This is a genomic window from Corynebacterium riegelii, assembly GCF_001263755.1.
In the GTDB taxonomy this organism is placed as follows: Bacteria; Actinomycetota; Actinomycetes; order Mycobacteriales; family Mycobacteriaceae; genus Corynebacterium; species Corynebacterium riegelii.
Genome location: NZ_CP012342.1, coordinates 1,126,365 through 1,147,719 on the forward strand (window position 1 = coordinate 1,126,365; position 21,355 = coordinate 1,147,719).

Genomic DNA, 21,355 nt, shown 5'->3' on the forward strand with positions numbered 1-21,355 from the left:
TACTTTCCGGGGGTCAGGCCCGTGCTCGACAACCCCAGCGGACTCAACGCCCACGCCAGCGTCGCGGACCATGCGGCCGGGTACCGGAAGGTGGCCAAGGCCGCGGGCATCGCGATTTAATCCCGCGCAGAGCCGGAGACTGTGACCTGGCGATCATTGATGCGCAAGGTGCTGTCAGCGGCAGCAATAACTGCGGCATCGTGCGTGGCGGCCAGAACGAGTGCGCCCCCGTCCGCAGCTCGCCGCAGGAGCGCGATAACTTGGTCGCGGTTAGTGGGGTCGAGGGAGGCGGTCGGCTCGTCAGCGAACACATAAGCCGCGCCGCGGAGCAGGGCTCGGGCGATCGCCAGCCGCTGCTGCTCGCCTCCGCTGAGAATAGCTGCCGGCCCGTCGAAGGGGACATCAAGACCGACTTCGCCGAGGGAGTGCAGCAATTCTTCTTTGGAGTATTGCTTCCTGGATAGCCCGAGGGTGAGGTTATCTTCGCAGCTTAGTTCGGGAATGATTCCGTGGTCTTGGTGGATTATCGCTGCGCGTTCTCGCCAGAACCTCCGCCTCCGCTTCATCCTCCACGCGGAGGCATTCTCACCGTCTATCCGGAGGAGGCCGTCCGCCGGCGGCAGGAGCCCGGCCAAGGTGTTGAGCAGCAAAGTCTTTCCGGAACCGCTGGCTCCACAGATGGCGACAAAGCCTGGCCCGGGTAGGGAAAACGTTGCATTTTCCACGAGGGACTTCTTCACCATCCGCGTGCTGCGCCCCACAGAAAAAGTCGACTCCGCGGCGAGACAGAGATGAGAGGTGGAAATCTCCGGCGGCAGAGTGGGGGACTGATTGGGGCTAGCCAATGACATTGTGACTCCTAGGGGAGGCGGACATGTGCTGAGAAATACTGAGACGGACAAAACCGAGGTAGACGATTAAGACAAGGCAGCTTAGCGCGGTGAAGGTGTAGAGGAACGGGTTGGGAAGCAGTAGCGGAGCCAGGACGGACAATATGACGACAACTGTCAGGCTGACCAGTTGGCTTTTGAATAGTCGCCACATCGTTTTGTCCGGTGATTGCCCAGCGCTGTGGAGGAGTACCAGGAGGCGACGGTGAACTCGGAGCTGGATGCGCGCCTGGACTATCAAGGCCGCAAGCGTGGCGAGCAAAGCTCCGAGGGCGCTCAGGATACTCAGCCAGAACAGCGCCGTGCTGGCTACTAGTTCGGCCAGACCGCGATCGGCGGCGCGTACCGGGTAGACGTAGCCTTCGAGGCCGGCAGCGGTAAGTTCTGGACCCAGTTCCGAGAAATCCGCGAAGAGCAAATTTTCACTCGAAGCTGTGGAGCTTAGGAAGTCTGCGTCGAAGCCGGATAGATCGTCCGTTTCAAGCACGTAAAAACAATCGCCGGGAACCAGTTCCCCCGACATTGTTCCACTAATGAATCCGACCGCATGATCGGCACTGACCGGACCAATTTGCGCAGATTTAAGGAGCAGGTCGCCGGATTCCTGAGCCCACAGATCCACGGAAGCTGCGAAATGCTCTTGGGCTGCGGAATAGTCGACCGAGTGGTTGTCGTCTCCGGGACGGAACTGATAATCCTGCAGATCGTGCCATTGGCGGTTGGCAAGTGCCACGGGGCAGGAGTCCGGCACACCGGTACCTTCTTTCGGCAAAGTATGGCTGAGGACAGCCCCGTGCTCCCGTTCCCAGCTGAGCGCGAAGTCGCGGAAGTTCTGCTGCAGACTGGGCGGCAAGAGCTCGCCTCCTTCCACGCGGCCAGCAGGGCCGTCGAAGTTGGCTGAAAAATGCAAGGCTCCAAACTCCGCGAGAGATTTCCAGGTCTGCTGGGCCTCGGATTCCTGCTGGTAGGAGCGGAGCGCAGCCGCTGAGCTAAGACCCGCTGCTACAAAGGTCACGCAGGTAAAGACCGAAATTACTTTCAGCGCTTTTCCCGCCGCCTTCTCTGCGGGGGCACGCTGCCCCAGCAGCGCTACTGCGCGGCGCAACAATGGGGCGGTGACGGCTACGGCCAAACCGGTGGTAGCCAGGGCCAAGCCTATCCCGGCGGCGTAGAACCTGAGGAACAGGAGGGCAAAAGAATAGCTCCCTTGGCGGGCGAGGAATGTACTCGCAAGGCCAATGAGAACTAGGTGCGGGAGGATGACAAAGGTCCATTGCCGCCAATTGCCTTTTTGACTGCGGTGCCCTCCATTTATTGTGCGCAGCGCTGCCAATCTAAGACCGGAAACCCGAAGAACAAATACCAGGGCAAAAAGGGAAACGACAAATAGAAACAGGATCGCCACCAACGCGGGCAGGCGGAATACGACCGATTGGATGAGGTGAAGGAACTGCGTCTTTTCGCTTAGCCTGAGCCCGTCATTCCTGGCCGATTCGTAGAAGTGGTTCGCATTGCCACCCGTTGCTTTGGGAACCAAGACGTAGTCACCGTGGTAATCCAGCGACCCAAGCTCACTGGCCGCTTGGCTCAAGGCATCCGGCCGGTTGAGCCGGGGAATGCGTTCCGGTGCTGGATAATTTTCCTCCAGCGGGATGAAAACCTCGTGGGAAGTCCCGCTTGCGTCATCGGTGCCAGTCAGCCGGTAGATGGAGTAGCCGTTCTGCTCGGCCAATGAAACCAGTGAGTTACGGATTACCGTCGGTGCGTAGTCTGACTCAAGTTCCTCCGCGAGTGAAGTCTTAGGCTCGACGTAGTCAAGACTAAAGGTTGATTCGACCCCTAAGGACAAGGGCTTGGTGGAGTCAACCAGGGCTGTCAGCAGCCACCCAGTAGTCGCGATGACTGCAGCAAGAAGTAGGCTCAAAAGCCCAAGTACTAGGGGTCGAATACGCATGAGTTCTAGCAGAAGTCGTAGTAGTAGCTGTCCTTAGTGCCCGGCAAATTCGTTGCCCAAAGCTCGGCGATCGACTTCTGGCCGCCGCGGGTGTCGATGCTTCGTTGCGTTCTGTCGTTGACGATCACAGTCGAAGTATGGCACCGATTCACGGTGAAATAAGAACGCGCCTTAGCGTCCCAGAATCCGTCGATCTCGCCGCGCTCAAAGGACGCCACCATCGCGTCGTAGTCGGGACGGTCCACGTCCTTCTTCGACGCGGAGATCGATTGATCGACGTAGGTATGCACGACGTCCCAGCCGCGTTGCTCGGCGAGGGCTTCGCAGTCCTGACGCTGCCGGTCGATGGCGAGGCCGTCCATGGCAGCATCTAACGAGATACGGAGGTAAATAGCAGCACGTGTAGTCATACGCTATTCATAGCGCATTTAGGTTACATTGAAACGAAACTCCACCACGTCGCCGTCGACCATGACGTAGTCCTTGCCCTCCTGGCGGACCTTGCCGGCGGCACGGGCCTCGGCCATAGAGCCCAACTCATCCAGGTCTTCAAAGCCGACGATCTCGGCCTTGATGAAGCCCTTCTCAAAGTCAGTGTGGATTACGCCTGCGGCCTTCGGCGCGGTGTCGCCCTTGCGGATGGTCCAGGCGCGTGCCTCCTTCGGCCCCGCCGTCAAGTAGGTCTGCAGGCCAAGGGTGTCAAAGCCGGCCTTGGCCAGCGTCTGCAAACCTGGCTCGTCTTGGCCGACGGCGGCGAGGAGCTCGGCGGCGTCTTCGTCGTCAAGCTCGAGCAGCTCGGTTTCGGTCTGGGCGTCCAGGAACACCGCCTCGGCGGGTGCGACCAGGTCGCGCAGCTCCTGCTTCTTCGCCTCATCCGTAAGCACCGCCTCATCCGAGTTGAACACGTAGAGGAACGGCTTGGCGGTCATCAGGTGCAGGTGGTGCAGCAGCGCCAGGTCGATGTCGCCGGTCTTGGAGGCGGCGAACAGCGTGCGGTCGTCTTCAAGAATGGTCTGCGCCTTCTTGGCTTCCTCCACCTGCGCGGCGACGTCCTTGTCCTTGCGCGCTTCCTTCTCCAGGCGCGGCAGGGCCTTCTCAATGGTCTGCAGGTCCGCCAGGATCAGCTCGGTGTTGATCACGGAGATGTCGCTTGCGGGGTCGACGTGGCCGTCGACGTGGATCACGTTTTCGTCGCTAAACGCGCGCACCACCTGGCAGATCGCGTCGGCCTCGCGGATGTTGGCTAGGAACGCGTTGCCCATGCCTTCGCCCTCAGACGCGCCCTTAACAATGCCGGCGATGTCCACAAACGACACCGTCGCAGGCAAAATGCGCTCCGATTTGAAGATCTCCGCCAGGCGCTTCAGCCGCGGGTCCGGCAGCTCAACCAAGCCCACGTTCGGCTCGATCGTGGCGAACGGGTAGTTCGCCGCCAAGACGTCGTTACGAGTCAGTGCATTAAACAGTGTGGACTTGCCAACGTTGGGCAAACCGACAATTCCAAGAGTAAGGCTCACGCTGCGCTATCCTAGCCCACTCCCACCCGCAACACCCAGAAGCCCCATCGGGCACAATAGGCCTCGTGAGCACGACCACCGACACCACGAACACCACCGGCGAGACCGCGGAAACCAACACTAACAACCGTGTTGACCGCGGCGTGGTGATGAACAAATGGCTAAAAAACACCGCCATGCTCACCATTCGGCTGATTGTCATCGCGGTGTTCCTGTTTGCCCTGGGCAAGATGATCGGCACGTTCTGGGCCGGCATACTGCCAGTGATTTTGGCGCTGATCATCTGCACCGTGCTGGCACCGATTGCTACGTGGCTGCGGCGCCATAAGGTGCCCGCTGGCCTGGCAGCCATCCTGACCATGCTGGGTTTCATTGGCCTGCTTGGCGCCATTTTTAGCCTCATCGCCCCAGATATAGTCAACCACTCTCGGGTGCTGTATCTCCAAGCGTTTGAGGGCGTGCAGCGCCTCCAGCTGTGGCTGCAGGGCCCGCCGCTCAACATTGACCCGGAGAAGATCAACGAAGCCGCCAACGACATCGCCCACTGGGTACAAAACCAGGCGGGTGCGATCGCGGGCGGCGTGTTCTCCGGTATCAGCTCGGCAGCCGGCCTGGCAGTCACGCTCATGGTGATCATCGTGTTGACCTTCTTCTTCCTTAAAGACGGCCACCGTTTCCTTCCCTGGCTCCGCTCCGCCACCGGCGGCCGCAGCGGCCTGCACGCCACGGAGCTCCTCACCCGAGCTTGGATCACCCTTTCAGGTTTCATTCGTGCCCAAGCGATCGTTTCTCTTATCGACGCCACGTTTATCGGCCTCGGCATCGCCCTTCTGCAAGTGCCGATGGCGTTCACGCTTTCCGTCATCACGTTTATCGCGGGCTTCATCCCAATCGTGGGCGCGGTGGTGGCTGGCACCCTTGCTGTGCTGGTGGCGTTGGTTTCCCTCGGGTTCACCAAGGCATTGATCGTGCTAGCGATTGTCATCGTGGTGCAACAGCTTGAGGGCAACATCCTCTCCCCCATGCTGCAGTCGCGCGCTATGGACCTGCACCCGGTGATCGTGTTGATTTCAGTCACCGTGGGCGGCGGCCTCTTCGGCCTGGTCGGCGCCTTCCTGGCCGTACCTGTCGCGGCTATGATCGCTGTCGCGTACCGCTACGTGCTGGACATGCTGCGGATCCACTCCGGCGAGCGCACCGCAGATGAGTTAGATTTTTACACCTCGGAGGGGGCGGTTATTGCAAAGATCGCTGAGGAAGAATCTGCTCACGAGCGCCAAGAGTGGCATCAGGAAAGGGATTGGTCAGCCGCGCCGATCATAGATGAAGTACCCCAACCCGCCGAGCGCGTCTCAAAAACACCTGGAGTTAACACTGGAGTTAGCAAGGGGTTGAACCCGAGCCTGAAAAAGCTTCGTGAGCAAAGTGCGAAGCTTCGTCGCCTTGGCGTGAAACGTAACCGCTAGACTTACCAACCGTGTCTTACGCGTCGAAAGAATTCGTTGGCCTGCCCACCGGCTCCGCTATCGGCATCAACTTTGCCGCGCTGCTGACGGCGGTGGCTGTGTCCGCATTCTCAGGCGGCGCCCTTTGGCCATGCGGGTTATTTTTCGCACTCTCACTCATCGCCACCACGTTGCTGGTGAACCCGCGCGGGATTTTCTTAACGGTTGCCACCGCCCCACTGCTTTTTGCCGCTGCCGCTACTGCAATTGGCGTTTTTGGCGCTGGCGACCAGTTGTCAGCAGGTGGGGCGTCTTCACGCGCGGCGCAATTGCTTGTGGTGTATCCGCTTGTGCAGCTGTTTCCCTGGCTTGCTACAGTAACCGCGCTCGCTGCAGCGCTCGGGTGGGGCCGAGTACAGCTGATCAGGCGCCAAAACCAGGCGCTTGCACGCAGAGAAACCCGCCAGCGCATCCAGACCGCGGCAAGCAACCGCAAAACCACCACGCAAGGCCGACGCGCACGTGAGCGCGCCGCAGGCAAGCAGCGCACGGTGTCAGTGGATGAGTTGCTCAAGCGGGAGCGCACCGCAAAACGCTCTGCCAGCAGATCTACCAGCGGCTCTACCAGCAGGCGGCTCTCACGCCGCCTGGGAGATGACCTGTATTCGAACTAGCTGCGAGAACTAGCTGCGCACCCGCAGGTCCCGCGGCAGCGCGAACGTGATGGTCTCCACCGTGGTGGTGACCTCTTCGGCGTTTGTAAAGCCGCGCTCACCCAGGTGGGAAACTACTTCTTGGACCAGGATCTCCGGTACGGATGCGCCCGAGGTCAGGCCGACTGTGGTCACGCCTTCCAGCCACGCATCATCGATCTGGTGGGCGTAATCCACCAGGTAGGACGCCTTCGCACCTGCCTCCAGCGCAACCTCCACCAGGCGCTTGGAGTTGGAGGAGTTTTGCGAACCCACCACAATTACCAGTTCACAGCGCGGCGCGATGTTCTTCACCGCAGCCTGGCGGTTCTGGGTGGCGTAGCAAATGTCATCGCTCGGCGGGTCCTCCAGGTGTGGGAAGCGCGCTTTGAGCTTTTCTACGATCTCCAGCGTCTCGTCCACACTCAGCGTGGTTTGAGACAGCCACACCAGCGGCTGGTCCTCCGGGAAGTCTGGCAGCGCCTCAACGCCCTCGATCCCGTCCACGAGGTGGGTAACTTCCGGAGCCTCTCCGGCGGTGCCTTCCACTTCCTCGTGGCCTTCGTGTCCCACCAGCAGGATCTGGTAGCCGTCGCGAGCGAAACGCTTCGCCTCGTTGTGCACCTTGGTCACCAGCGGGCAGGATGCGTCGATGGCCAGCAGGTTGCGCTGCAGCGCGGATTCACGAACCTCCGGCGACACACCGTGTGCTGAGAACACAACGTGGGCACCCTCGGGCACTTCGTCGGTTTCTTCCACGAACACGGCGCCACGCTCCTCGAGCGTCTTCACCACATACTTGTTGTGCACGATCTCTTTACGCACATAAACAGGATCGCCATACTTTTCAAGTGCCTTCTCAACGGTTTCCACCGCCCGGTCTACGCCAGCGCAGTATCCGCGCGGGGAAGCGAGAAGAATGTTTTTTCCCTCATCCGACATGGAACCGACCCTACCCAAGCTACGTCTAATTACATAGAGGGCTACCGCGTACGCTTGTGGTGCCTAAGGAGCGGATTAGCCCCTGCAGGGCGGAATTGGAGGTTTTCTCGTGGCAGATCCACATGGGGCGCAAGCGCCAAAAAGTACTGCGGAGACGCCGTGGAGCGTCTCCAAACTCAACACCAGCGTCAAGGGCTGGATTGAGCGCCTGGGCTACCTTTGGGTCGAAGGGCAGCTCACCCAGGTAAAGACCAAGCCCAACTGGAGCTATTCGTACCTCACATTGCGCGATACGCAGGCTGAGGCATCGGTGGAGCTCATCGCTGACACCAGGTTGTTGACCAGCATGAGCACCCCGCTTAACGACGGCGACCATGTCATCATCCACGGCAAACCAAACTTCTTCACGCAGCGGGGCTCCTTCTCCATGAAGGTCACGGAGATTAGGCACGTGGGCGTGGGTGAATTGTTGGCACGCATCGAGCAGCTGCGCCACCGCCTGGCGGCCGAGGGCCTCTTTGATCCGCAGCGCAAGCGCCGCCTGCCCTACCTGCCGAACAAGGTGGGGTTGATCACCGGCCGCGGGTCCGCCGCGGAGCGCGACGTGCTTTCTGTGGCGCAGGATCGTTGGCCGGCGGTGCGCTTCGAAGTGATCAACACCGCTGTTCAGGGCCCGCGCACCGTACCTGAGGTTATCGCCGCACTGGAGCGTCTCGACGCCGACCCGGAGGTGGACGTGATCATCATCGCCCGCGGTGGCGGCTCTGTCGAGGACTTGTTGCCGTTTTCTGAGGAAGCGTTGCAGCGCGCCGTCGCAGCTGCGCGTACCCCGGTGGTTTCCGCTATCGGCCACGAGCCTGACAACCCAGTGTTGGACAATGTTGCTGACCTGCGTGCCGCCACGCCTACGGACGCAGCAAAGCGCGTCGTTCCCAGCATGGAAGAAGAGCTTGCCTTGGTTGCAGAAGCTCGTGCCCGCAGCGCTGCCGCACTGCGCGCCTGGGTGGAGCGTGAGCGCCAAGGGCTGGCCAACGTACGCTCACGTCCCGCGCTGGCAAACCCGATGGGCGCAATCAGCCAGCGCCAGGAAGAGGTCGCCCGCGATGTGCAGCGGATGCGCCGGGAGATCACCTATTTTGTGCAGCAACAAACGTCGGTGGTTTCTGCGTTGCGGGCCCAGGTCTCGGCGCTTGGGCCTTCGGCAACCTTGGCGCGTGGCTACTCGGTGGTCCAAATGCTGCCGCGCGACGGCTCCGGGCCCGAAGTTGTGACCTCCATCGAGCAGTCCCCTCCCGGCTCCCAGCTGCGCATCCGCGTCGGCGACGGATCCATTACCGCAGCAGCTATGGGTGTCACCCAAGCCGACTAGACAAAACCCAACCAAAACACTGAATCACTAAAACTCAGACAGCAAAGGATAAAGACAATGGCAGAGAACACTTTCGGCGCAGGCCAGGCCGGTGACAACGCGTTTCCGGACCCGCAGACCTTGAGCTACGAGCAAGCACGTGCCGAGCTTGTGGAAACGGTAAAAATCCTGGAGCTGGGTCAGATGAGCCTGGATGAGTCCCTGAAGTACTGGGAGCGTGGCGAAGCGCTGGCGAAGCGTTGCGAGGTCCTCCTACACAACGCCTCCGAGCGAGTCGAGGCTGCCATCGGCAGCCGCGAGGAAGAAGAGAAATAACTACTGCAGCGGCTGCGCCTGCAATGCGGCGCGCAAAAGCTCGGTGAACTCGGCGTCCGTGCCGGCGCCGGTGAGAATGAAGCGCGCGTCGCCGGCGTCGAGGGCCCAGATGGGGCGGGTATCGGCATCGTCGCTAAGCAAGATGCGCACCTCGTGCCCATCAACCTGCTCGGCGCGCTCCTCCGGGCGTAGCTTGCCGTCCACTGATGCAACGGCCGTGTCAAGGTCGGCACCGGTCTGCGTGAGCTGCAGGAAACCGCCGTCCTTGGTCACCCAGCCCACCACGGGCGCCGGTTGGCCGTCGATCATGGTGCGGCGCGCGGAATTAGTCACCCAGCCTTCCGGAGCGTGCGGAAAACGAACAGGGAAGTTCGTGGCGCGAGCCTCCATGCCAAGGAACGTTTCAGCATCAACTTCCTGCACCGGGCCGTTTTTCGGCGTGCCCGGATTGTAGGTGCACAATCCTGTCGCGCCCACCCCCACGAGCATGAGAACGACAATGACAACCACGTTGATGAGCATGTCCCGGCCGTCTTGAAAGACGCGGGGTTTTCCTTTGTTGGCCACGCGCAACAGTATGGCACGTTCCCGCTTTGGCCTCGAATCCCCTTTTTAGGGTGTGAAAGCTCAGGTTCCGTGAAGCATTTAGTGCCAGAATGGAAGAGTCCATTAATTTGTCTTTGCTTTATCGCCTTGAGGAGGCTGGCCTCGATGACTGAATCACCCAACGAATACTTCCCGGACCGCAACCTTGCAATGGAACTGGTCCGCGTGACGGAGGCGGCCGCTTTGGCTTCCGGCCGCTGGGTGGGACGCGGCAAGAAGAACGAAGGCGACGGCGCCGCAGTGGACGCAATGCGCAAGATGATCAACTCCGTGAACATGGACGGCGTCATTGTTATCGGCGAGGGCGAGAAGGATGAAGCCCCGATGCTGTACAACGGCGAGCAGGTTGGCAACGGCCTGGGCGCATCGGTTGACCTGGCCGTGGACCCGGTTGACGGCACTCGCCTGATGGCAGAGGGCCGCCCGAACGCCATCTCTGTGATCGCCGCTGCCGACCGTGGCTCCATGTTCAACCCGCAGGACGCGTTCTACATGAGCAAGATCGCCGTCGGCCCGGAAGCTGCCGGCAAGATCGACATCACTGCCCCGGTCAGCCACAACATTGAGGTGGTTGCGAAGGCCAAGGGCATCCGCCCACATGAGGTGACGGTGGTTGTTTTGGATCGCCCGCGCCACGATCAGCTTGTGCGAGATATCCGCGCGGCCGGCGCCAAGGTTCGCTACATCATGGACGGCGACGTGGCTGGCGCCATCGCTGCCGCACAAGACACCAACTCCATCGATATGGCAATGGGTATCGGTGGCACCCCCGAGGGTGTTATCACCGCATGTGCTCTGAAGTGCCTGGGTGGTGAAATCCAGGGCATGCTTGCCCCGCAGTCCGACGAGGAGCGTGAGCGCGTGCTCGCCGCTGGCCACGACCTGGATCGCGTGCTGGGCATCAACGACCTGGTTACCTCTGATAACTGCTACTTCGCCGCCACCGGCGTGACCAACGGCGACATGCTGCGTGGCGTGTCCTACCGCAAGAACGGCGCGACCACGCGCTCCTTGGTCATGCGTTCCAAGTCCGGCACCGTACGCTACGTGGAATCCCTGCACCAGCTGGCCAAGCTGCAGGAGTACTCCGTGGTGGACTACTCCGAGCCGAAGCAGTAGGCCGAAGCAGTAAGCCCCACTTACAGCAGCGCTATAAACGCTGCGAACGTTGCCGCGCTGGCCAGCAGGTTGTTGGCCGCGTGCACAATGAAGCTGGCGGTGATGTTGCCGTGGAACCGCGCCACCAGCGCTAGTCCGATGCCCAGGAAAAAGGTGTAGAGGATTACTACTGGCGCAATGTGTACGGCGCCGAAAATGGCGGAGGTGAGCAGGACGCTCACCACCGCCGACATTCGGGTGTCAAAGTAGCCCATGAGTACGCGACGGAACACGACCTCCTCAATCAACGGCCCTACCAGTAGGTATGCGATCAAGAGAAGCAGGACGGGGGCAGCCTGTTTCGCGTCCGAAGCCAGCACGCCCGTTGCCGATTCTTTATCGGGGGCAAGCCCTATAAGCGTGCCGACGATTGCGCTCAAAGTCGCCGCGGCAACAACCACCGCCGGCGTCTGCCACAGCAGGTGCCAACCCCGGCGCCCCAGTTTTGTAAAACCAAGCCCAAGCCCAGCACCCCGCATGTAGCGAAACAGCACGAACATGGGCACAGCCATGGCTATCACAAGGATGACTGGGATCAGCGCTGTGGCCGTCGAACGTGACACCCCCAAACGCGCCAGAAGCAGCCCTTGTCCGATCAAAAGGGCGTACATAGACGCCATGGCTGCCAACGCCACAAGTACATCCCTCAATGCGGGGGCGTTTTGTGTGCGCAAATCTGGCATTGTCGCTCCTCGTTTTTGTTATCTGGGGCATAATCGATCAGTGGACAGGCACGAGTGCACGATAACGCTAGTGCACGTGCACGGCGTGCATGGGAAAGAAGTAAAGGACAATCATGGCTGATCAGGAATACCGCATCGAACATGACACGATGGGCGAGGTCAAGGTGCCCGTCGATGCTCTCTGGCGCGCACAAACCCAGCGTGCTGTGGAGAACTTCCCTATCTCCGGCCGCGGCCTTGAGGCTCAGCAGATTCGTGCGCTTGGCCTATTGAAGGCTGCATGTGCTCAGGTGAACAAGGACCTGGGCAACCTGGATGCTGAGAAGGCTGACGCAATTATCGCTGCCGCGAAGGAGATTGCGGACGGCAAGCACAACGACCAGTTCCCAATCGACGTGTTCCAGACCGGCTCCGGTACCTCCTCGAATATGAACACCAACGAGGTCATCGCGTCCATTGCGAAGGCCAATGGCGTTGAGGTACACCCGAATGACCACGTGAACATGGGCCAGTCTTCGAACGACACCTTCCCAACGGCAACCCACGTGGCTGCTACCGAAACGGCGGTCAATGACCTCATCCCGGGCCTGAAGGTGCTGCACGAGTCCCTGGATAAGAAGGCCAAGGAGTGGCACGAGGTTGTGAAGTCCGGCCGCACCCACTTGATGGATGCCACCCCGGTCACCTTGGGTCAGGAGTTCTCTGGCTATGCACGCCAGATCGAGCTGGGCATCGAGCGTGTTGAGGCGACCCTGCACCGCCTGGGTGAGCTGGCTATCGGCGGCACCGCTGTGGGCACCGGCATCAACACTCCGGCTGAGTTCGGCGGCAAGGTTACTGAGGAGCTTGTGAAGCTCACCGGGGTCGAGCAGCTCTCTGAGGCGAAGAACCACTTCGAGGCGCAGGCCAACCGTGACGCGCTGGTGGAGTTCTCCGGCGCGATGCGTTCCGTGGCGGTCTCCTTCTACAAGATCGCCAACGACATCCGCCTGATGGGCTCCGGCCCGCTGGCTGGCTTCGCTGAGATCCACCTGCCGGACCTGCAGCCAGGCTCCTCCATCATGCCGGGCAAGGTCAACCCGGTGCTGTGTGAGACCGCAACCCAGGTTTCCGCACAGGTCATCGGTAATGATGCTGCTGTTGCCTTCGGCGGCACCCAGGGCCAGTTTGAGCTCAATGTGTTCATCCCGATGATGGCTCGCAACGTGCTGGAGTCTTCCCGCCTGCTGGCAAACACGGCACGTCAGTTTGCTACCAAGCTTGTGGACGGCATTGAGCCGAACGAGGAGCGCATGCGCACCCTGGCTGAGTCTTCCCCGTCTATCGTGACTCCGCTGAACTCCGCGATTGGTTACGAAAACGCTGCGAAGATTGCTAAGCACGCTGTTAAGGAGGGCATCACCATCCGCCAGGCCACGATCGATCTTGGCTTTGTGGACGGCGAGAAGCTCACCGAGGAAGAGCTGGACAAGCGCCTCAACGTGCTGTCCATGGCAAACACTGACCGCAACTAGTGTCAGCTAGCTAGTGGCAGATTCATTTTCTGAACTCCGCGACGCCGGCGGCTCCAACAAACCTTGGATTGCCGCCGGCGTCTCGGCGCTTGCTGTCGCCCTGATTCTGGTTGCGCTTGCTGGTGCGTGGTGGTCGGCGAACCCTCGCCCCGAGCCCACCTCCGCTGTCCCGGAGACGGTCACGGTGACCGCGCAGCCGCAACTTACGCAGGACCCGGAGGCTCCGACTGGCACGTTCACGGGCACCCTGAATAGCCTTGAGGAAAACGCGAAGGTGCAGGCGTGGCCTGCGGTGGCCACGTTTGGTGGCGGCACTGCGTCGGTGACCTATCCCCTGACGGGCTGCACGGCACTGATCGGCGAGGATGGCCAGTCGACCCCGCTGACCAAGGGCTGCAACAACGGCCAGGGCCGCTGGGACGTTGATCAAATCACGCCAGGCGTAATCAAACTGACCTACTCGGAGAACAGCACTGCCCTGGTAGAAGGCGAGCTTTCAGCAGGCTTGCCTTAGTTTGCACGGGGTGTAATATTGCACCCCGTGCAAAAAGAGGGAATCAGGGAGCAGAAACGCCGCGAGACGCTGCGAAACATTCGCAACGAAGCCGCCAAGCTTGTCAGCCAACACGGCTACGACAACGTCACAGTTGAAGATATCTGCGGCGCCGCCGGCATTTCCCGGCGCACGTTTTTCAACTACGCCGACTCCAAAGATGAAGCGATCCTCGGCTCCTTCCCTTTCGCGTTTAGCCAGTCCGCTCTGGACGCAATCCGGGATACCCCCAGCGATAACCTCTTGGAGCTGGTCATTCGTTCCATGGAGGTCAAGCCAGGGCCGTTCGACGGGCCGGCGGCGACGTGCCGTCGTGAATTGCTGGAGAACAATCCCGGTCTGATGCACGCGGAGGCTGCCCGCAAGCGCGGCTTTCTTTCCAAGGTTGGACGCGCGGTACGCGACCATTTTGAGCAGTTTCCGGAGGACCGAAGAGGCTCCGGATCCTCGGAGGAAGAGACCCAATTCATCGTCGTCTTGTTCCATGGTGTGGTGAGCCGCTACCTGTGGCAGCCGCCGGAAGACGCCGACCCCACCGCCCAACTACTCGCCTACGCCAAAGAGCTGACCGGTTACGTAAAGGAGATGACATGGTAGACAACCCCACAACATCGAGCGCAGCTCAGCCGGCGGCACCCAACGTGAAGCTGGTGTTTTCTGCCCTTCTGCTCACCATGCTGATGAGCTCGCTGGGGCAGATGATTTTCGCTACCGCCATGCCAACGATTGTCGGCGAGCTGGGCGGTGTAGAGCACATGAGCTGGGTGATCTCCGCGTTTTTGGTCACCATGACTATTGCAATGCCACTAAACGGCAAGCTTGGGGACATCCTTGGCCGCAAATGGCTCTACATCGGCGGCATCGTGTTGTTTGTCATCGGTTCCGCGATCGGCGGCTTCGCACAGACCATGGAGCTGCTCATCATTGGGCGCGCCATCCAAGGTTTTGGCGCGGGCGGCATGATGGTTAACTCCCAGTCCATCATCGCTGAGGTTGTCCCGGCTCGTGAGCGCGGCAAATACATGGGCGTCCTGGGTGCGGTTTTCGGCGTCTCTTCCGTGCTGGGCCCTGTGCTTGGTGGTTGGTTTACGGACGGCCCGGGTTGGCGCTGGGCGCTGTGGATGAACATCCCACTGGGGCTGCTGGCCATGACCGCCTCGGCCACCGTGCTGAAGCTGCGTCATGGCTCCGCAAAGGGCATGCATTTCGACTACGTGGGTACCACGCTGATGGTCATCGCCACCACCAGCTTGATCCTCACCACCACGTGGGGCGGCACGCAGTATGCGTGGAACTCCCCCATCATCCTGACCCTTGCCGCCATTGCCGCCGTCAGCGCTGTGCTGTTCGTGTTTACAGAGCTTCGCGTGAAGGACCCCCTGATCCCGATGGGACTGTTCCGCAACCGCAACATGTTGTTAACAACGCTGGCTGGCACCGTGTTAGGTTTTGCCATGACTAGTACGCTGGCTTATCTGCCGACGTATCTGCAGATGGTCCATGAACTCACGCCTACTGAAGCCGGCCTGATGATGCTGCCGATGGTGTTGGGCATGCTGGGCACCGGTATGGCGGTGGGATTCATCATTGCCAGGACGGGCCGTTACAAGATTTACCCGCTTGCGGGCATGGCGGTGACTACCCTTGGCCTCTACTTGTTCTCCCAGCTCACTCCACAAACATCGTTGACCCGCCTCGGCGTGTACATGTTTGTCTTCGGCTTCGGCTTGGGCCTTGTTATGCAGGTGCTGGTTCTGATTGTGCAGAACTCGTTCCCCCTGCGCATGGTTGGCACCGCTACCTCTACCAACAATTTCTTCCGCCAGATCGGCTCGGCCATTGGCGCGTCGCTCGCAGGCTCCCTGTTCATCCATGGTATGCGCGACCACCTGGAAACGCGTCTCCCCGAGGCGTTTGCCCAGCTCGGACCTGAGGGCGCCCAGTGGGCAGAGAAGTTCCAAAACGGCGCAAACAGCCTCACCCCGCACCTTGTTGCGCAGCTTCCAGGCCCCCTGCGCGAGGTGGTATTGAGCAGCTATAACGACGGCCTGACCCCGGTGTTCATGCTCATGGTGCCGCTCACCATCGTTGCGCTCATCTTGCTCTTCCCGGTCAAGGAGGAGCCGCTCAAGGAAGACCTGAGCTAGTTGAGCTAGTTGAGCTAGTTGGAATCATCCTTGCTCATCGGCAGCAGCAGCTCGTAGATGTCGCAGTCGCGCCACTGGCCTTTATGCTCGCCGTAGCTCATCTTGCCCATGTTGTGGAAGGTGCCGGCCTTTTCAAAACCTCGCGAGAGGTGCAGGCCAGCAGAGCCCTCATTTTCCGGGAAAATCCACGCATGGATGGACCACTTGTGCAGGTCAATGCAGGTGGCGATCAGCTTGTCCAGCAGCGCGCCGGAGACCCCCTTGCCGCGCGCATCGGGGTGAGTATAGATAGAGTCTTCCACCACCCCATGGAACACACTGCGTGACGACGCCGGCGCGGCAGCCACCCACCCCAGCACCCGAGCATCGTCTTGCTTATCGACGGCCACGAACACCGTCTCAATAATCTTCCTCCGGGAAAACTCGTCCCAAGTCAGCCCACGAGTTTCATAGGAGGCGTTACCGGAACGCAAGCCCATCTCGTAGATTTCACGGACCTGCGGATAGTCCTCTTCACGGATCGGTCGAATATCAAACCCTTGGTTTTGCACCAGACCCATTGTGAAGAAGGTGCGGCCATGATGCAAACCAAAACGGCTTTAACGGGGTTTTTACTTCTCAACCTTTGCGGTGAAGGCAGCATCGTCGCCGCCGTCACGGGTCCACTCGAGGGTGCCGTTCTCGAACTCCTGGTTCCAGCCAGACTCGTCGGTGTTCGGGGTCTCCGGAGCCAGCGGGAAGCCGATCTCGCGTGCACCGTGAACGTCGTTGAGCCAGGACTGCGCGATCTTACCCCAGATCGGGGAGCCGCCCGTGGACTCCTTCCAGGTGATGTAGTGCTCACCGTCGAAGGTTACGATCCAGCCGCCGTCTACCTCTTCAACGGCGGTCGGCTCGCCCCAGGAAGCCTCAGCAAACTCGTCGATAGCAGCCTTAACGCCCTGCGGAACCATTGCGGTCTTGCCACCAGCAAGCGCCAGCTCCTCGGTTGCGCCCTCAGCAGCCGCAGCACCCTCGCTTTCTGCCGCCACGGTCTCGGTAGCGGTCTCGGTGGAGGAAGCGGTCTCGGTCTCAGCGGCAACCGTCTCGGTAGCTACGTCGGTGGCAGTAGCGTCAGCGGTGGTCTCCGCGGTGGTATCTGCAGTGGTGTCTGCATCGTTGGAGCAAGCAACCAGGCCGCCAGCCAGTGCAACAGCAGCAATGGAAGCAACAATCTTGCGGTTCATAATCATATTACCTTTCTGATTCTCCGTAGAACAACTCCCTATTATGCATATGGAGCCCCGACTACCACTTCCCATCACACCCTAATGGGGGCATCACCGCCGTTTCCGGTTGCGAGTTGAGCGCTGTTGCACCTTACCCCGAACTCCCTGCGCAGAACGCTTCTTGGCCTGCGGTTTTACCCCCTTCTTAGGCTTCTCACCCTTCTTCGCTTTCACCGTTTGCCGCGACGAACGCACCGTCCTTCCCTTCGCCACCCCAACGAAGTCCTGGACCTCCTCACTGTCGCGCTCTTTCTTCCATACCAGCGCGATTTCCGTCGGCGCTACCTCCAGCGCCTCAAGCGGCGCCGCCACAACTTGTTTCTTGCTCAAGGCCCGCAAAAGTGGCAGTGGCCCATATGCAACACCCACGTTCGCCGCGACAACCTGCAGCGCCGTCCGCAACTGCTCAATCGCGTCCCCCACAGTCTCTCCCGCCGCCTCCCCTGCAGGCTTCAAGCACTCGAAAAAATCAAAGTTCACAATCTCATCGCGCAGATCTTCTATATCCACCGCTTCCCCAGTAGCGGCAAACATCTCGGCGTACACCGAGTCCTTCGGCACCGCGACACCAAGCGCCTCCTCATAGAGGCGGACAACGTGAAAAGACTCGTCTACTCGCGTATCCGGCAGGCGCATCAGCGCAAGGTCTGCGGGCTCGGCCAGGGGGTTGGTTGACGGCAACGCTGATAAGCAAGTGCCCGAAAGCTCCTCATACCGCTTAAACCACTTGCCCGGTTCAGTGCCAGTAACAAAGGAGATGGTCAGCATGCGCTCAATGCTAGCGTGGACTGCCATGAGCACGAATGCACCATCCGGCACCGCCATGAAGCCGGCAACCGCCGCAAAGAAACTCGGCCTTTACCTTCCCGCCACCCCGCAGGAATTCCAAGACGGCGCCGTCACCCACGCCCAACTGCGCGAACTGCAGGAAAACCCGCCCCAGTGGCTGGTGGATCTACGCCGCAACGGCCCCCACCCCCGCCCGGAGGTGGCCCGCAAGCTTGGTATTTCCATCACCGCGTTGAAGAACAATGACATGGACAAGCCGCTGACCACCGAAGAAATCAAGGCGCTGCTTGCAGATCAGCCGGAGTGGCTGCGCGCAGCACGCACGCAGCACGCCAGCAGCACCACAAACAACGCCGCAAGCGAAGACTAAAGGCTTAGAGCATCTTCCAGTCTTCAATACCCGGGTAAAGCGGGTACTTCTCGCCCAGCGCAGCGCAGCGCTTGGCCAGTGCCGCAGTATCGGCATCCTTGCCCTTGATCAGGGCCTCAGCGATGATCTCCGCTACCTCGCGGAAGTCCTCCTCGCCAAAACCGCGCGTTGCCAGCGCGGAGGTACCAATACGCAGACCAGAGGTCACGGCTGGCGGACGCGGATCAAACGGCACCGCATTGCGGTTGACCGTAATACCCGCCTCATGCAGCAGATCCTCTGCCTGCTGGCCGTCCATCTCAGAGTTACGCAGGTCCACCAGCACCAGGTGCACATCGGTGCCACCGGAAACCACGCCAACGCCGGCCTCAACCGCATCCGGCTGGGTCAGACGCTCTGCCAAAATGCGGGCACCATCCAGGGTGCGCTGCTGGCGGTCCTTGAACTCAGGCGTGCCCGCGATCTTGAACGCAGTCGCCTTGGCGGCCACCACGTGCATCAGCGGGCCACCCTGCTGGCCCGGGAAGACAGCAGAGTTGAGCTTCTTGTGCAGCTCAAGGTCATTGGTCAAGATGAAACCGGAACGCGGACCGCCAAGGGTCTTGTGCACCGTGGAGGAAACTACGTGCGCGTGCGGCACCGGCGACGGGTGCAGGCCAGCAGCAACCAGGCCAGCAAAGTGGGCCATATCAACCCACAGGTACGCGCCAACCTCATCGGCGATGGAGCGGAACTCCGCAAAATCCTCATGACGCGGGTAGGCGGACCAGCCGGCGATGATCACCTTCGGCTTCACCTCGCGCGCCTGCTCGCGCAGCTTGGCCATATCAATCAGGTGGGTGTCTTCCTCCACCTCGTAGGCCGCAACGTTGTAGAGACGGCCGGAGAAGTTGATCTTCATGCCGTGAGTCAGGTGGCCACCGTGAGCCAGCGACAGGCCCAGGATCGTGTCACCCGGCTCCGCCAGCGCCATCAGCACGGCGGCGTTGGCCTGTGCACCGGAGTGCGGCTGCACGTTGGCGTACTTCGCGCCAAACACTTCCTTCGCACGGTCACGTGCCAGATCCTCCACCACGTCAGCGTGCTCGCAGCCGCCGTAGTAGCGACGCCCCGGGTAGCCCTCGGCGTACTTGTTAGTAAACACAGAACCCTGTGCCTGCAGCACGCTGCGCGGCACAAAGTTCTCAGAAGCAATCATTTCCAGCGTGGTGCGCTGGCGGGCAAGCTCGCCTTCAATGGCGGCGTACACCTCAGGGTCATACGTTGCTAGATCTTGGTAACGCAGGTCTTGGGGGTCAACAGACGCAGACAAACCTGGTCCTTTCAATAGAGTTTGGGCACGGTCGAATGAAAGTATAGGCCGCCAGGCTTACACAATTTTGCTTAAATTCGCACAGATGCCAACAATAGTGCTCATGTCCCGCGTAGCCAATGGTGCCGATTCGAGTCCCTACCTCGATTTCTCTCGCGACGATTGGAAGCAACGCCGCGCCACCATGAAGCAAGTTCTCACAGCTGAGGAGGTGGAAACGCTCAGCGGCATCGGTGAAAACCTGGACCTACAAGAAGTCGAAGACATCTACCTTCCGATTTCGCGCCTGATCCACCTCCACGTGCGGGCGCGCCAAAAGCTGATCAACTCCACGGAGGCCTTCATCGGGGGTGATCCCGGGCATGTTCCCTTCGTCATCGGTATCGCAGGCTCTGTGGCAGTAGGTAAATCAACCACCGCCCGCGTACTGCAGGTGCTGTTGCAGCGCTGGGATTCTCACCCCCGAGTAGACCTGATTACTACCGACGGCTTCCTCTACCCCACCGCCGAACTCAAAAAACGCAACCTATTGCAGCGCAAAGGTTTCCCCGAGTCCTACGACCGGCGCCAGCTCATGCGCTTCGTAACAGAGGTGAAATCCGGCCAGCCGTTAGTCAAAGCTCCGATCTACTCACACAAAGCCTACGACATCCTGCCCGGCGAGTACGTCGAGGTACGCAAGCCGGACATTGTGATCTTGGAGGGCCTCAACGTGCTCCAAACCGGCCCCACACTCATGGTGTCCGACCTGTTTGATTTCTCCATCTACGTTGACGCAAAAACTCAAGACATTGAGCGTTGGTACATCGAGCGTTTCTTGAAGCTGCGCAATACTGCCTTCCGTGAGCCCGGTGCGCACTTCGCGTCCTACGCCAATCTGGATGACTCACAGGCCGCCTATAAGGCCCGCGAGCTGTGGCAGACCATCAACCTGCCCAACTTGGTGGAAAACATTCTGCCAACCCGTGTGCGGGCATCGCTCGTCTTGCGCAAGGGATATGATCACACCGTGCAGCGGGTGAGGATGCGCAAGATCTAGCGCAAGATCTAATAAAACTACTTGCCAAACCGGCGGGACCGCTGCGAGTAGTCACGCAACGCACGCAGGAAGTCGATCTTCCTAAACGCTGGCCAGTAGGTATCGGTGAACCAGATTTCTGAGTACGCCGCCTGCCAAAGCAAAAACCCTGAAAGGCGCTGTTCGCCGGAGGTGCGGATCACCAAATCAGGATCCGGTTGGCCCGAGGTGTACAGGTTGTCTGCGATTGACTCCACCGTGACCAGGCTGGAGAGTGCTTCGGGGGGCGTGTTGGTGGACACCGCATCGTCGATAAGCGTGCGCACTGCATCCACAATCTCCTGGCGGCCACCGTAACCCACCGCAATGTTGACGGTTAGGCCGTGCTTCTGCGTGGTCGTGTCAGCAGAGCGCTGCATGCGCTCCGCAACCTCAGGCGGCAACAGCTCCAAGTGGCCGACGAGGCGTACGCGGCAGGAGTACTGCTCCGCCGCCAGATCATCAATCACCTCAGAGATGATGGTGAACAGCAGCTCAACCTCTTCGCTGGTGCGCTGCAAGTTTTCGGTGGACAGCAAATAGATCGTCAGCACATCAATCTGCATCTCTGCAGACCAACGAACCAACTCACCAATCTTGGCGGCACCCACCCTGTGGCCGTGCGAAATATCGTCGTAGCCAGCCTCGCGAGCCCACCGACGGTTCCCGTCCGCCATCACCCCAATGTGCTTCGGGCGGGGCTTACCACGCAGTTCTCGGCGCAGGCGCGCCTCATACAACGGGTAAAGCAGAGTTTCCAGCACAGTCACAAAA

At 60.4% G+C, this 21,355-nt stretch carries 23 protein-coding genes; 11 read left to right on the forward strand and 12 right to left on the reverse strand.

Annotated features, from left to right (window positions below; all coding sequences use genetic code 11):
- Positions 1-116: 116 nt before the first annotated feature.
- The 4 genes from AK829_RS05440 to ychF all read right to left on the reverse strand — a co-directional run bounded on the left by AK829_RS05440 (position 117) and on the right by ychF (position 4,361).
- On the reverse strand, positions 117-851 hold the full coding sequence (locus AK829_RS05440) for an ATP-binding cassette domain-containing protein (protein WP_016456434.1): 735 nt from the start codon (positions 849-851) through the stop codon (positions 117-119).
- Positions 838-2,622: a hypothetical protein gene (locus tag AK829_RS05445; protein WP_231376317.1), complete on the reverse strand. Its 1,785-nt coding sequence runs from the start codon at positions 2,620-2,622 to the stop codon at positions 838-840. The genes AK829_RS05440 and AK829_RS05445 overlap by 14 nt, the downstream gene beginning before the upstream one ends.
- A gap of 227 nt (positions 2,623-2,849) precedes the next feature.
- Entirely contained in the window at positions 2,850-3,254 is a 405-nt protein-coding gene (locus tag AK829_RS12770) for a recombinase family protein (RefSeq protein ID WP_083279049.1), read from the reverse strand.
- A gap of 18 nt (positions 3,255-3,272) precedes the next feature.
- On the reverse strand, positions 3,273-4,361 hold the full coding sequence (gene ychF / locus AK829_RS05455) for a redox-regulated ATPase YchF (RefSeq protein WP_052204902.1): 1,089 nt from the start codon (positions 4,359-4,361) through the stop codon (positions 3,273-3,275).
- A 65-nt stretch (positions 4,362-4,426) separates the two neighbouring features.
- Between ychF and AK829_RS05460 the strand changes: the two genes are divergently transcribed.
- On the forward strand, positions 4,427-5,827 hold the full coding sequence (locus tag AK829_RS05460) for an AI-2E family transporter (protein WP_408606282.1): 1,401 nt from the start codon (positions 4,427-4,429) through the stop codon (positions 5,825-5,827).
- Between the two features lie 11 nt (positions 5,828-5,838).
- Positions 5,839-6,480 carry a DUF6542 domain-containing protein gene (locus AK829_RS05465; protein ID WP_198147793.1) on the forward strand — a complete coding sequence of 214 codons (642 nt, stop codon included), beginning with the start codon at positions 5,839-5,841 and terminating at the stop codon, positions 6,478-6,480.
- 9 nt (positions 6,481-6,489) lie between these two features.
- Here the strand turns inward: AK829_RS05465 and AK829_RS05470 are convergent, their stop codons facing one another.
- Positions 6,490-7,440 (reverse strand): 4-hydroxy-3-methylbut-2-enyl diphosphate reductase, encoded by a 951-nt coding sequence (locus AK829_RS05470; RefSeq protein ID WP_052204904.1) that lies wholly within the window; start codon positions 7,438-7,440, stop codon positions 6,490-6,492.
- 109 nt (positions 7,441-7,549) lie between these two features.
- Here AK829_RS05470 and xseA point away from each other — a divergent pair, with 109 nt between their 5' ends.
- Both xseA and AK829_RS05480 read left to right on the forward strand, forming a co-directional pair.
- Positions 7,550-8,809 (forward strand): exodeoxyribonuclease VII large subunit, encoded by a 1,260-nt coding sequence (gene xseA / locus AK829_RS05475; protein WP_052204905.1) that lies wholly within the window; start codon positions 7,550-7,552, stop codon positions 8,807-8,809.
- Between the two features lie 57 nt (positions 8,810-8,866).
- On the forward strand, positions 8,867-9,124 hold the full coding sequence (locus AK829_RS05480) for an exodeoxyribonuclease VII small subunit (RefSeq protein WP_052204907.1): 258 nt from the start codon (positions 8,867-8,869) through the stop codon (positions 9,122-9,124).
- Here AK829_RS05480 and AK829_RS05485 read toward each other — a convergent pair whose 3' ends face one another.
- The gene (locus AK829_RS05485) at positions 9,125-9,691 is read right to left on the reverse strand and encodes a DUF4245 domain-containing protein (protein ID WP_083439902.1); all 567 of its coding nucleotides are present in this window, start codon (positions 9,689-9,691) and stop codon (positions 9,125-9,127) included.
- A gap of 144 nt (positions 9,692-9,835) precedes the next feature.
- Here AK829_RS05485 and glpX point away from each other — a divergent pair, with 144 nt between their 5' ends.
- Positions 9,836-10,849 (forward strand): class II fructose-bisphosphatase, encoded by a 1,014-nt coding sequence (gene glpX, locus AK829_RS05490; RefSeq protein WP_052204911.1) that lies wholly within the window; start codon positions 9,836-9,838, stop codon positions 10,847-10,849.
- 20 nt (positions 10,850-10,869) lie between these two features.
- Here the strand turns inward: glpX and AK829_RS05495 are convergent, their stop codons facing one another.
- Positions 10,870-11,571: a CPBP family intramembrane glutamic endopeptidase gene (locus tag AK829_RS05495; protein ID WP_052204914.1), complete on the reverse strand. Its 702-nt coding sequence runs from the start codon at positions 11,569-11,571 to the stop codon at positions 10,870-10,872.
- Between the two features lie 113 nt (positions 11,572-11,684).
- On the opposite strand from AK829_RS05495, the gene AK829_RS05500 reads away from it, so the two are divergent.
- The 4 genes from AK829_RS05500 to AK829_RS05515 are packed head-to-tail and all read left to right on the forward strand — an operon-like array spanning position 11,685 to position 15,785.
- Positions 11,685-13,085 carry a class II fumarate hydratase gene (locus tag AK829_RS05500; protein ID WP_052204919.1) on the forward strand — a complete coding sequence of 467 codons (1,401 nt, stop codon included), beginning with the start codon at positions 11,685-11,687 and terminating at the stop codon, positions 13,083-13,085.
- Positions 13,086-13,098: 13 nt separating this feature from the next.
- Positions 13,099-13,599 carry a hypothetical protein gene (locus tag AK829_RS05505; protein ID WP_052204922.1) on the forward strand — a complete coding sequence of 167 codons (501 nt, stop codon included), beginning with the start codon at positions 13,099-13,101 and terminating at the stop codon, positions 13,597-13,599.
- Between the two features lie 27 nt (positions 13,600-13,626).
- The gene (locus AK829_RS05510; RefSeq protein ID WP_052204924.1) at positions 13,627-14,235 is read left to right on the forward strand and encodes a TetR/AcrR family transcriptional regulator; all 609 of its coding nucleotides are present in this window, start codon (positions 13,627-13,629) and stop codon (positions 14,233-14,235) included.
- On the forward strand, positions 14,229-15,785 hold the full coding sequence (locus AK829_RS05515; protein ID WP_052204927.1) for an MDR family MFS transporter: 1,557 nt from the start codon (positions 14,229-14,231) through the stop codon (positions 15,783-15,785). Before AK829_RS05510 ends, AK829_RS05515 begins: the two co-directional genes overlap by 7 nt.
- Before the next feature lie 14 nt (positions 15,786-15,799).
- On the opposite strand, the gene AK829_RS05520 is transcribed toward AK829_RS05515, so the two are convergent.
- The 3 genes from AK829_RS05520 to AK829_RS05530 form a co-directional block, all read right to left on the reverse strand.
- Entirely contained in the window at positions 15,800-16,345 is a 546-nt protein-coding gene (locus AK829_RS05520) for a GNAT family N-acetyltransferase (RefSeq protein WP_052204930.1), read from the reverse strand.
- Positions 16,346-16,396: 51 nt separating this feature from the next.
- The gene (locus AK829_RS05525; RefSeq protein ID WP_052204931.1) at positions 16,397-17,011 is read right to left on the reverse strand and encodes an LGFP repeat-containing protein; all 615 of its coding nucleotides are present in this window, start codon (positions 17,009-17,011) and stop codon (positions 16,397-16,399) included.
- 93 nt (positions 17,012-17,104) lie between these two features.
- Positions 17,105-17,848, reverse strand: a complete 744-nt coding sequence (locus AK829_RS05530; RefSeq protein ID WP_232305795.1) for a LysR family transcriptional regulator substrate-binding protein — start codon at positions 17,846-17,848, stop codon at positions 17,105-17,107.
- Between AK829_RS05530 and AK829_RS05535 the strand changes: the two genes are divergently transcribed.
- The gene (locus tag AK829_RS05535) at positions 17,847-18,212 is read left to right on the forward strand and encodes a DUF5997 family protein (protein ID WP_101734189.1); all 366 of its coding nucleotides are present in this window, start codon (positions 17,847-17,849) and stop codon (positions 18,210-18,212) included. The two genes, AK829_RS05530 and AK829_RS05535, sit on opposite strands and share 2 nt — an antisense overlap.
- A 4-nt stretch (positions 18,213-18,216) precedes the next feature.
- Here the strand turns inward: AK829_RS05535 and glyA are convergent, their stop codons facing one another.
- Positions 18,217-19,524, reverse strand: a complete 1,308-nt coding sequence (gene glyA / locus AK829_RS05540) for a serine hydroxymethyltransferase (RefSeq protein ID WP_052204935.1) — start codon at positions 19,522-19,524, stop codon at positions 18,217-18,219.
- 103 nt (positions 19,525-19,627) lie between these two features.
- On the opposite strand from glyA, the gene coaA reads away from it, so the two are divergent.
- Positions 19,628-20,563, forward strand: a complete 936-nt coding sequence (gene coaA, locus AK829_RS05545) for a type I pantothenate kinase (RefSeq protein WP_052204937.1) — start codon at positions 19,628-19,630, stop codon at positions 20,561-20,563.
- Positions 20,564-20,580: 17 nt separating this feature from the next.
- Here coaA and AK829_RS05550 read toward each other — a convergent pair whose 3' ends face one another.
- Positions 20,581-21,351 carry an isoprenyl transferase gene (locus tag AK829_RS05550; protein ID WP_052206404.1) on the reverse strand — a complete coding sequence of 257 codons (771 nt, stop codon included), beginning with the start codon at positions 21,349-21,351 and terminating at the stop codon, positions 20,581-20,583.
- Positions 21,352-21,355: the final 4 nt, after the last annotated feature.

Excerpts from the sequence above, each read along its gene's own strand:
- AK829_RS05535 (WP_101734189.1), top strand. The coding sequence starts at position 17,847 with ATGAGCACGAATGCACCATCCGGCACCGCCATGAAGCCGGCAACCGCC.
- AK829_RS05525 (WP_052204931.1), bottom strand. The coding sequence starts at position 17,011 with ATGAACCGCAAGATTGTTGCTTCCATTGCTGCTGTTGCACTGGCTGGC.
- AK829_RS05495 (WP_052204914.1), bottom strand. The coding sequence starts at position 11,571 with ATGCCAGATTTGCGCACACAAAACGCCCCCGCATTGAGGGATGTACTT.
- AK829_RS05480 (WP_052204907.1), top strand. The coding sequence starts at position 8,867 with ATGGCAGAGAACACTTTCGGCGCAGGCCAGGCCGGTGACAACGCGTTT.
- glpX (WP_052204911.1), top strand. The coding sequence starts at position 9,836 with ATGACTGAATCACCCAACGAATACTTCCCGGACCGCAACCTTGCAATG.
- AK829_RS05515 (WP_052204927.1), top strand. The coding sequence starts at position 14,229 with ATGGTAGACAACCCCACAACATCGAGCGCAGCTCAGCCGGCGGCACCC.
- AK829_RS12770 (WP_083279049.1), bottom strand. The coding sequence starts at position 3,254 with ATGACTACACGTGCTGCTATTTACCTCCGTATCTCGTTAGATGCTGCC.
- AK829_RS05520 (WP_052204930.1), bottom strand. The coding sequence starts at position 16,345 with ATGGGTCTGGTGCAAAACCAAGGGTTTGATATTCGACCGATCCGTGAA.
- AK829_RS05470 (WP_052204904.1), bottom strand. The coding sequence starts at position 7,440 with ATGTCGGATGAGGGAAAAAACATTCTTCTCGCTTCCCCGCGCGGATAC.
- AK829_RS05440 (WP_016456434.1), bottom strand. The coding sequence starts at position 851 with ATGTCATTGGCTAGCCCCAATCAGTCCCCCACTCTGCCGCCGGAGATT.
- AK829_RS05530 (WP_232305795.1), bottom strand. The coding sequence starts at position 17,848 with ATGGCAGTCCACGCTAGCATTGAGCGCATGCTGACCATCTCCTTTGTT.
- coaA (WP_052204937.1), top strand. The coding sequence starts at position 19,628 with ATGTCCCGCGTAGCCAATGGTGCCGATTCGAGTCCCTACCTCGATTTC.
- AK829_RS05500 (WP_052204919.1), top strand. The coding sequence starts at position 11,685 with ATGGCTGATCAGGAATACCGCATCGAACATGACACGATGGGCGAGGTC.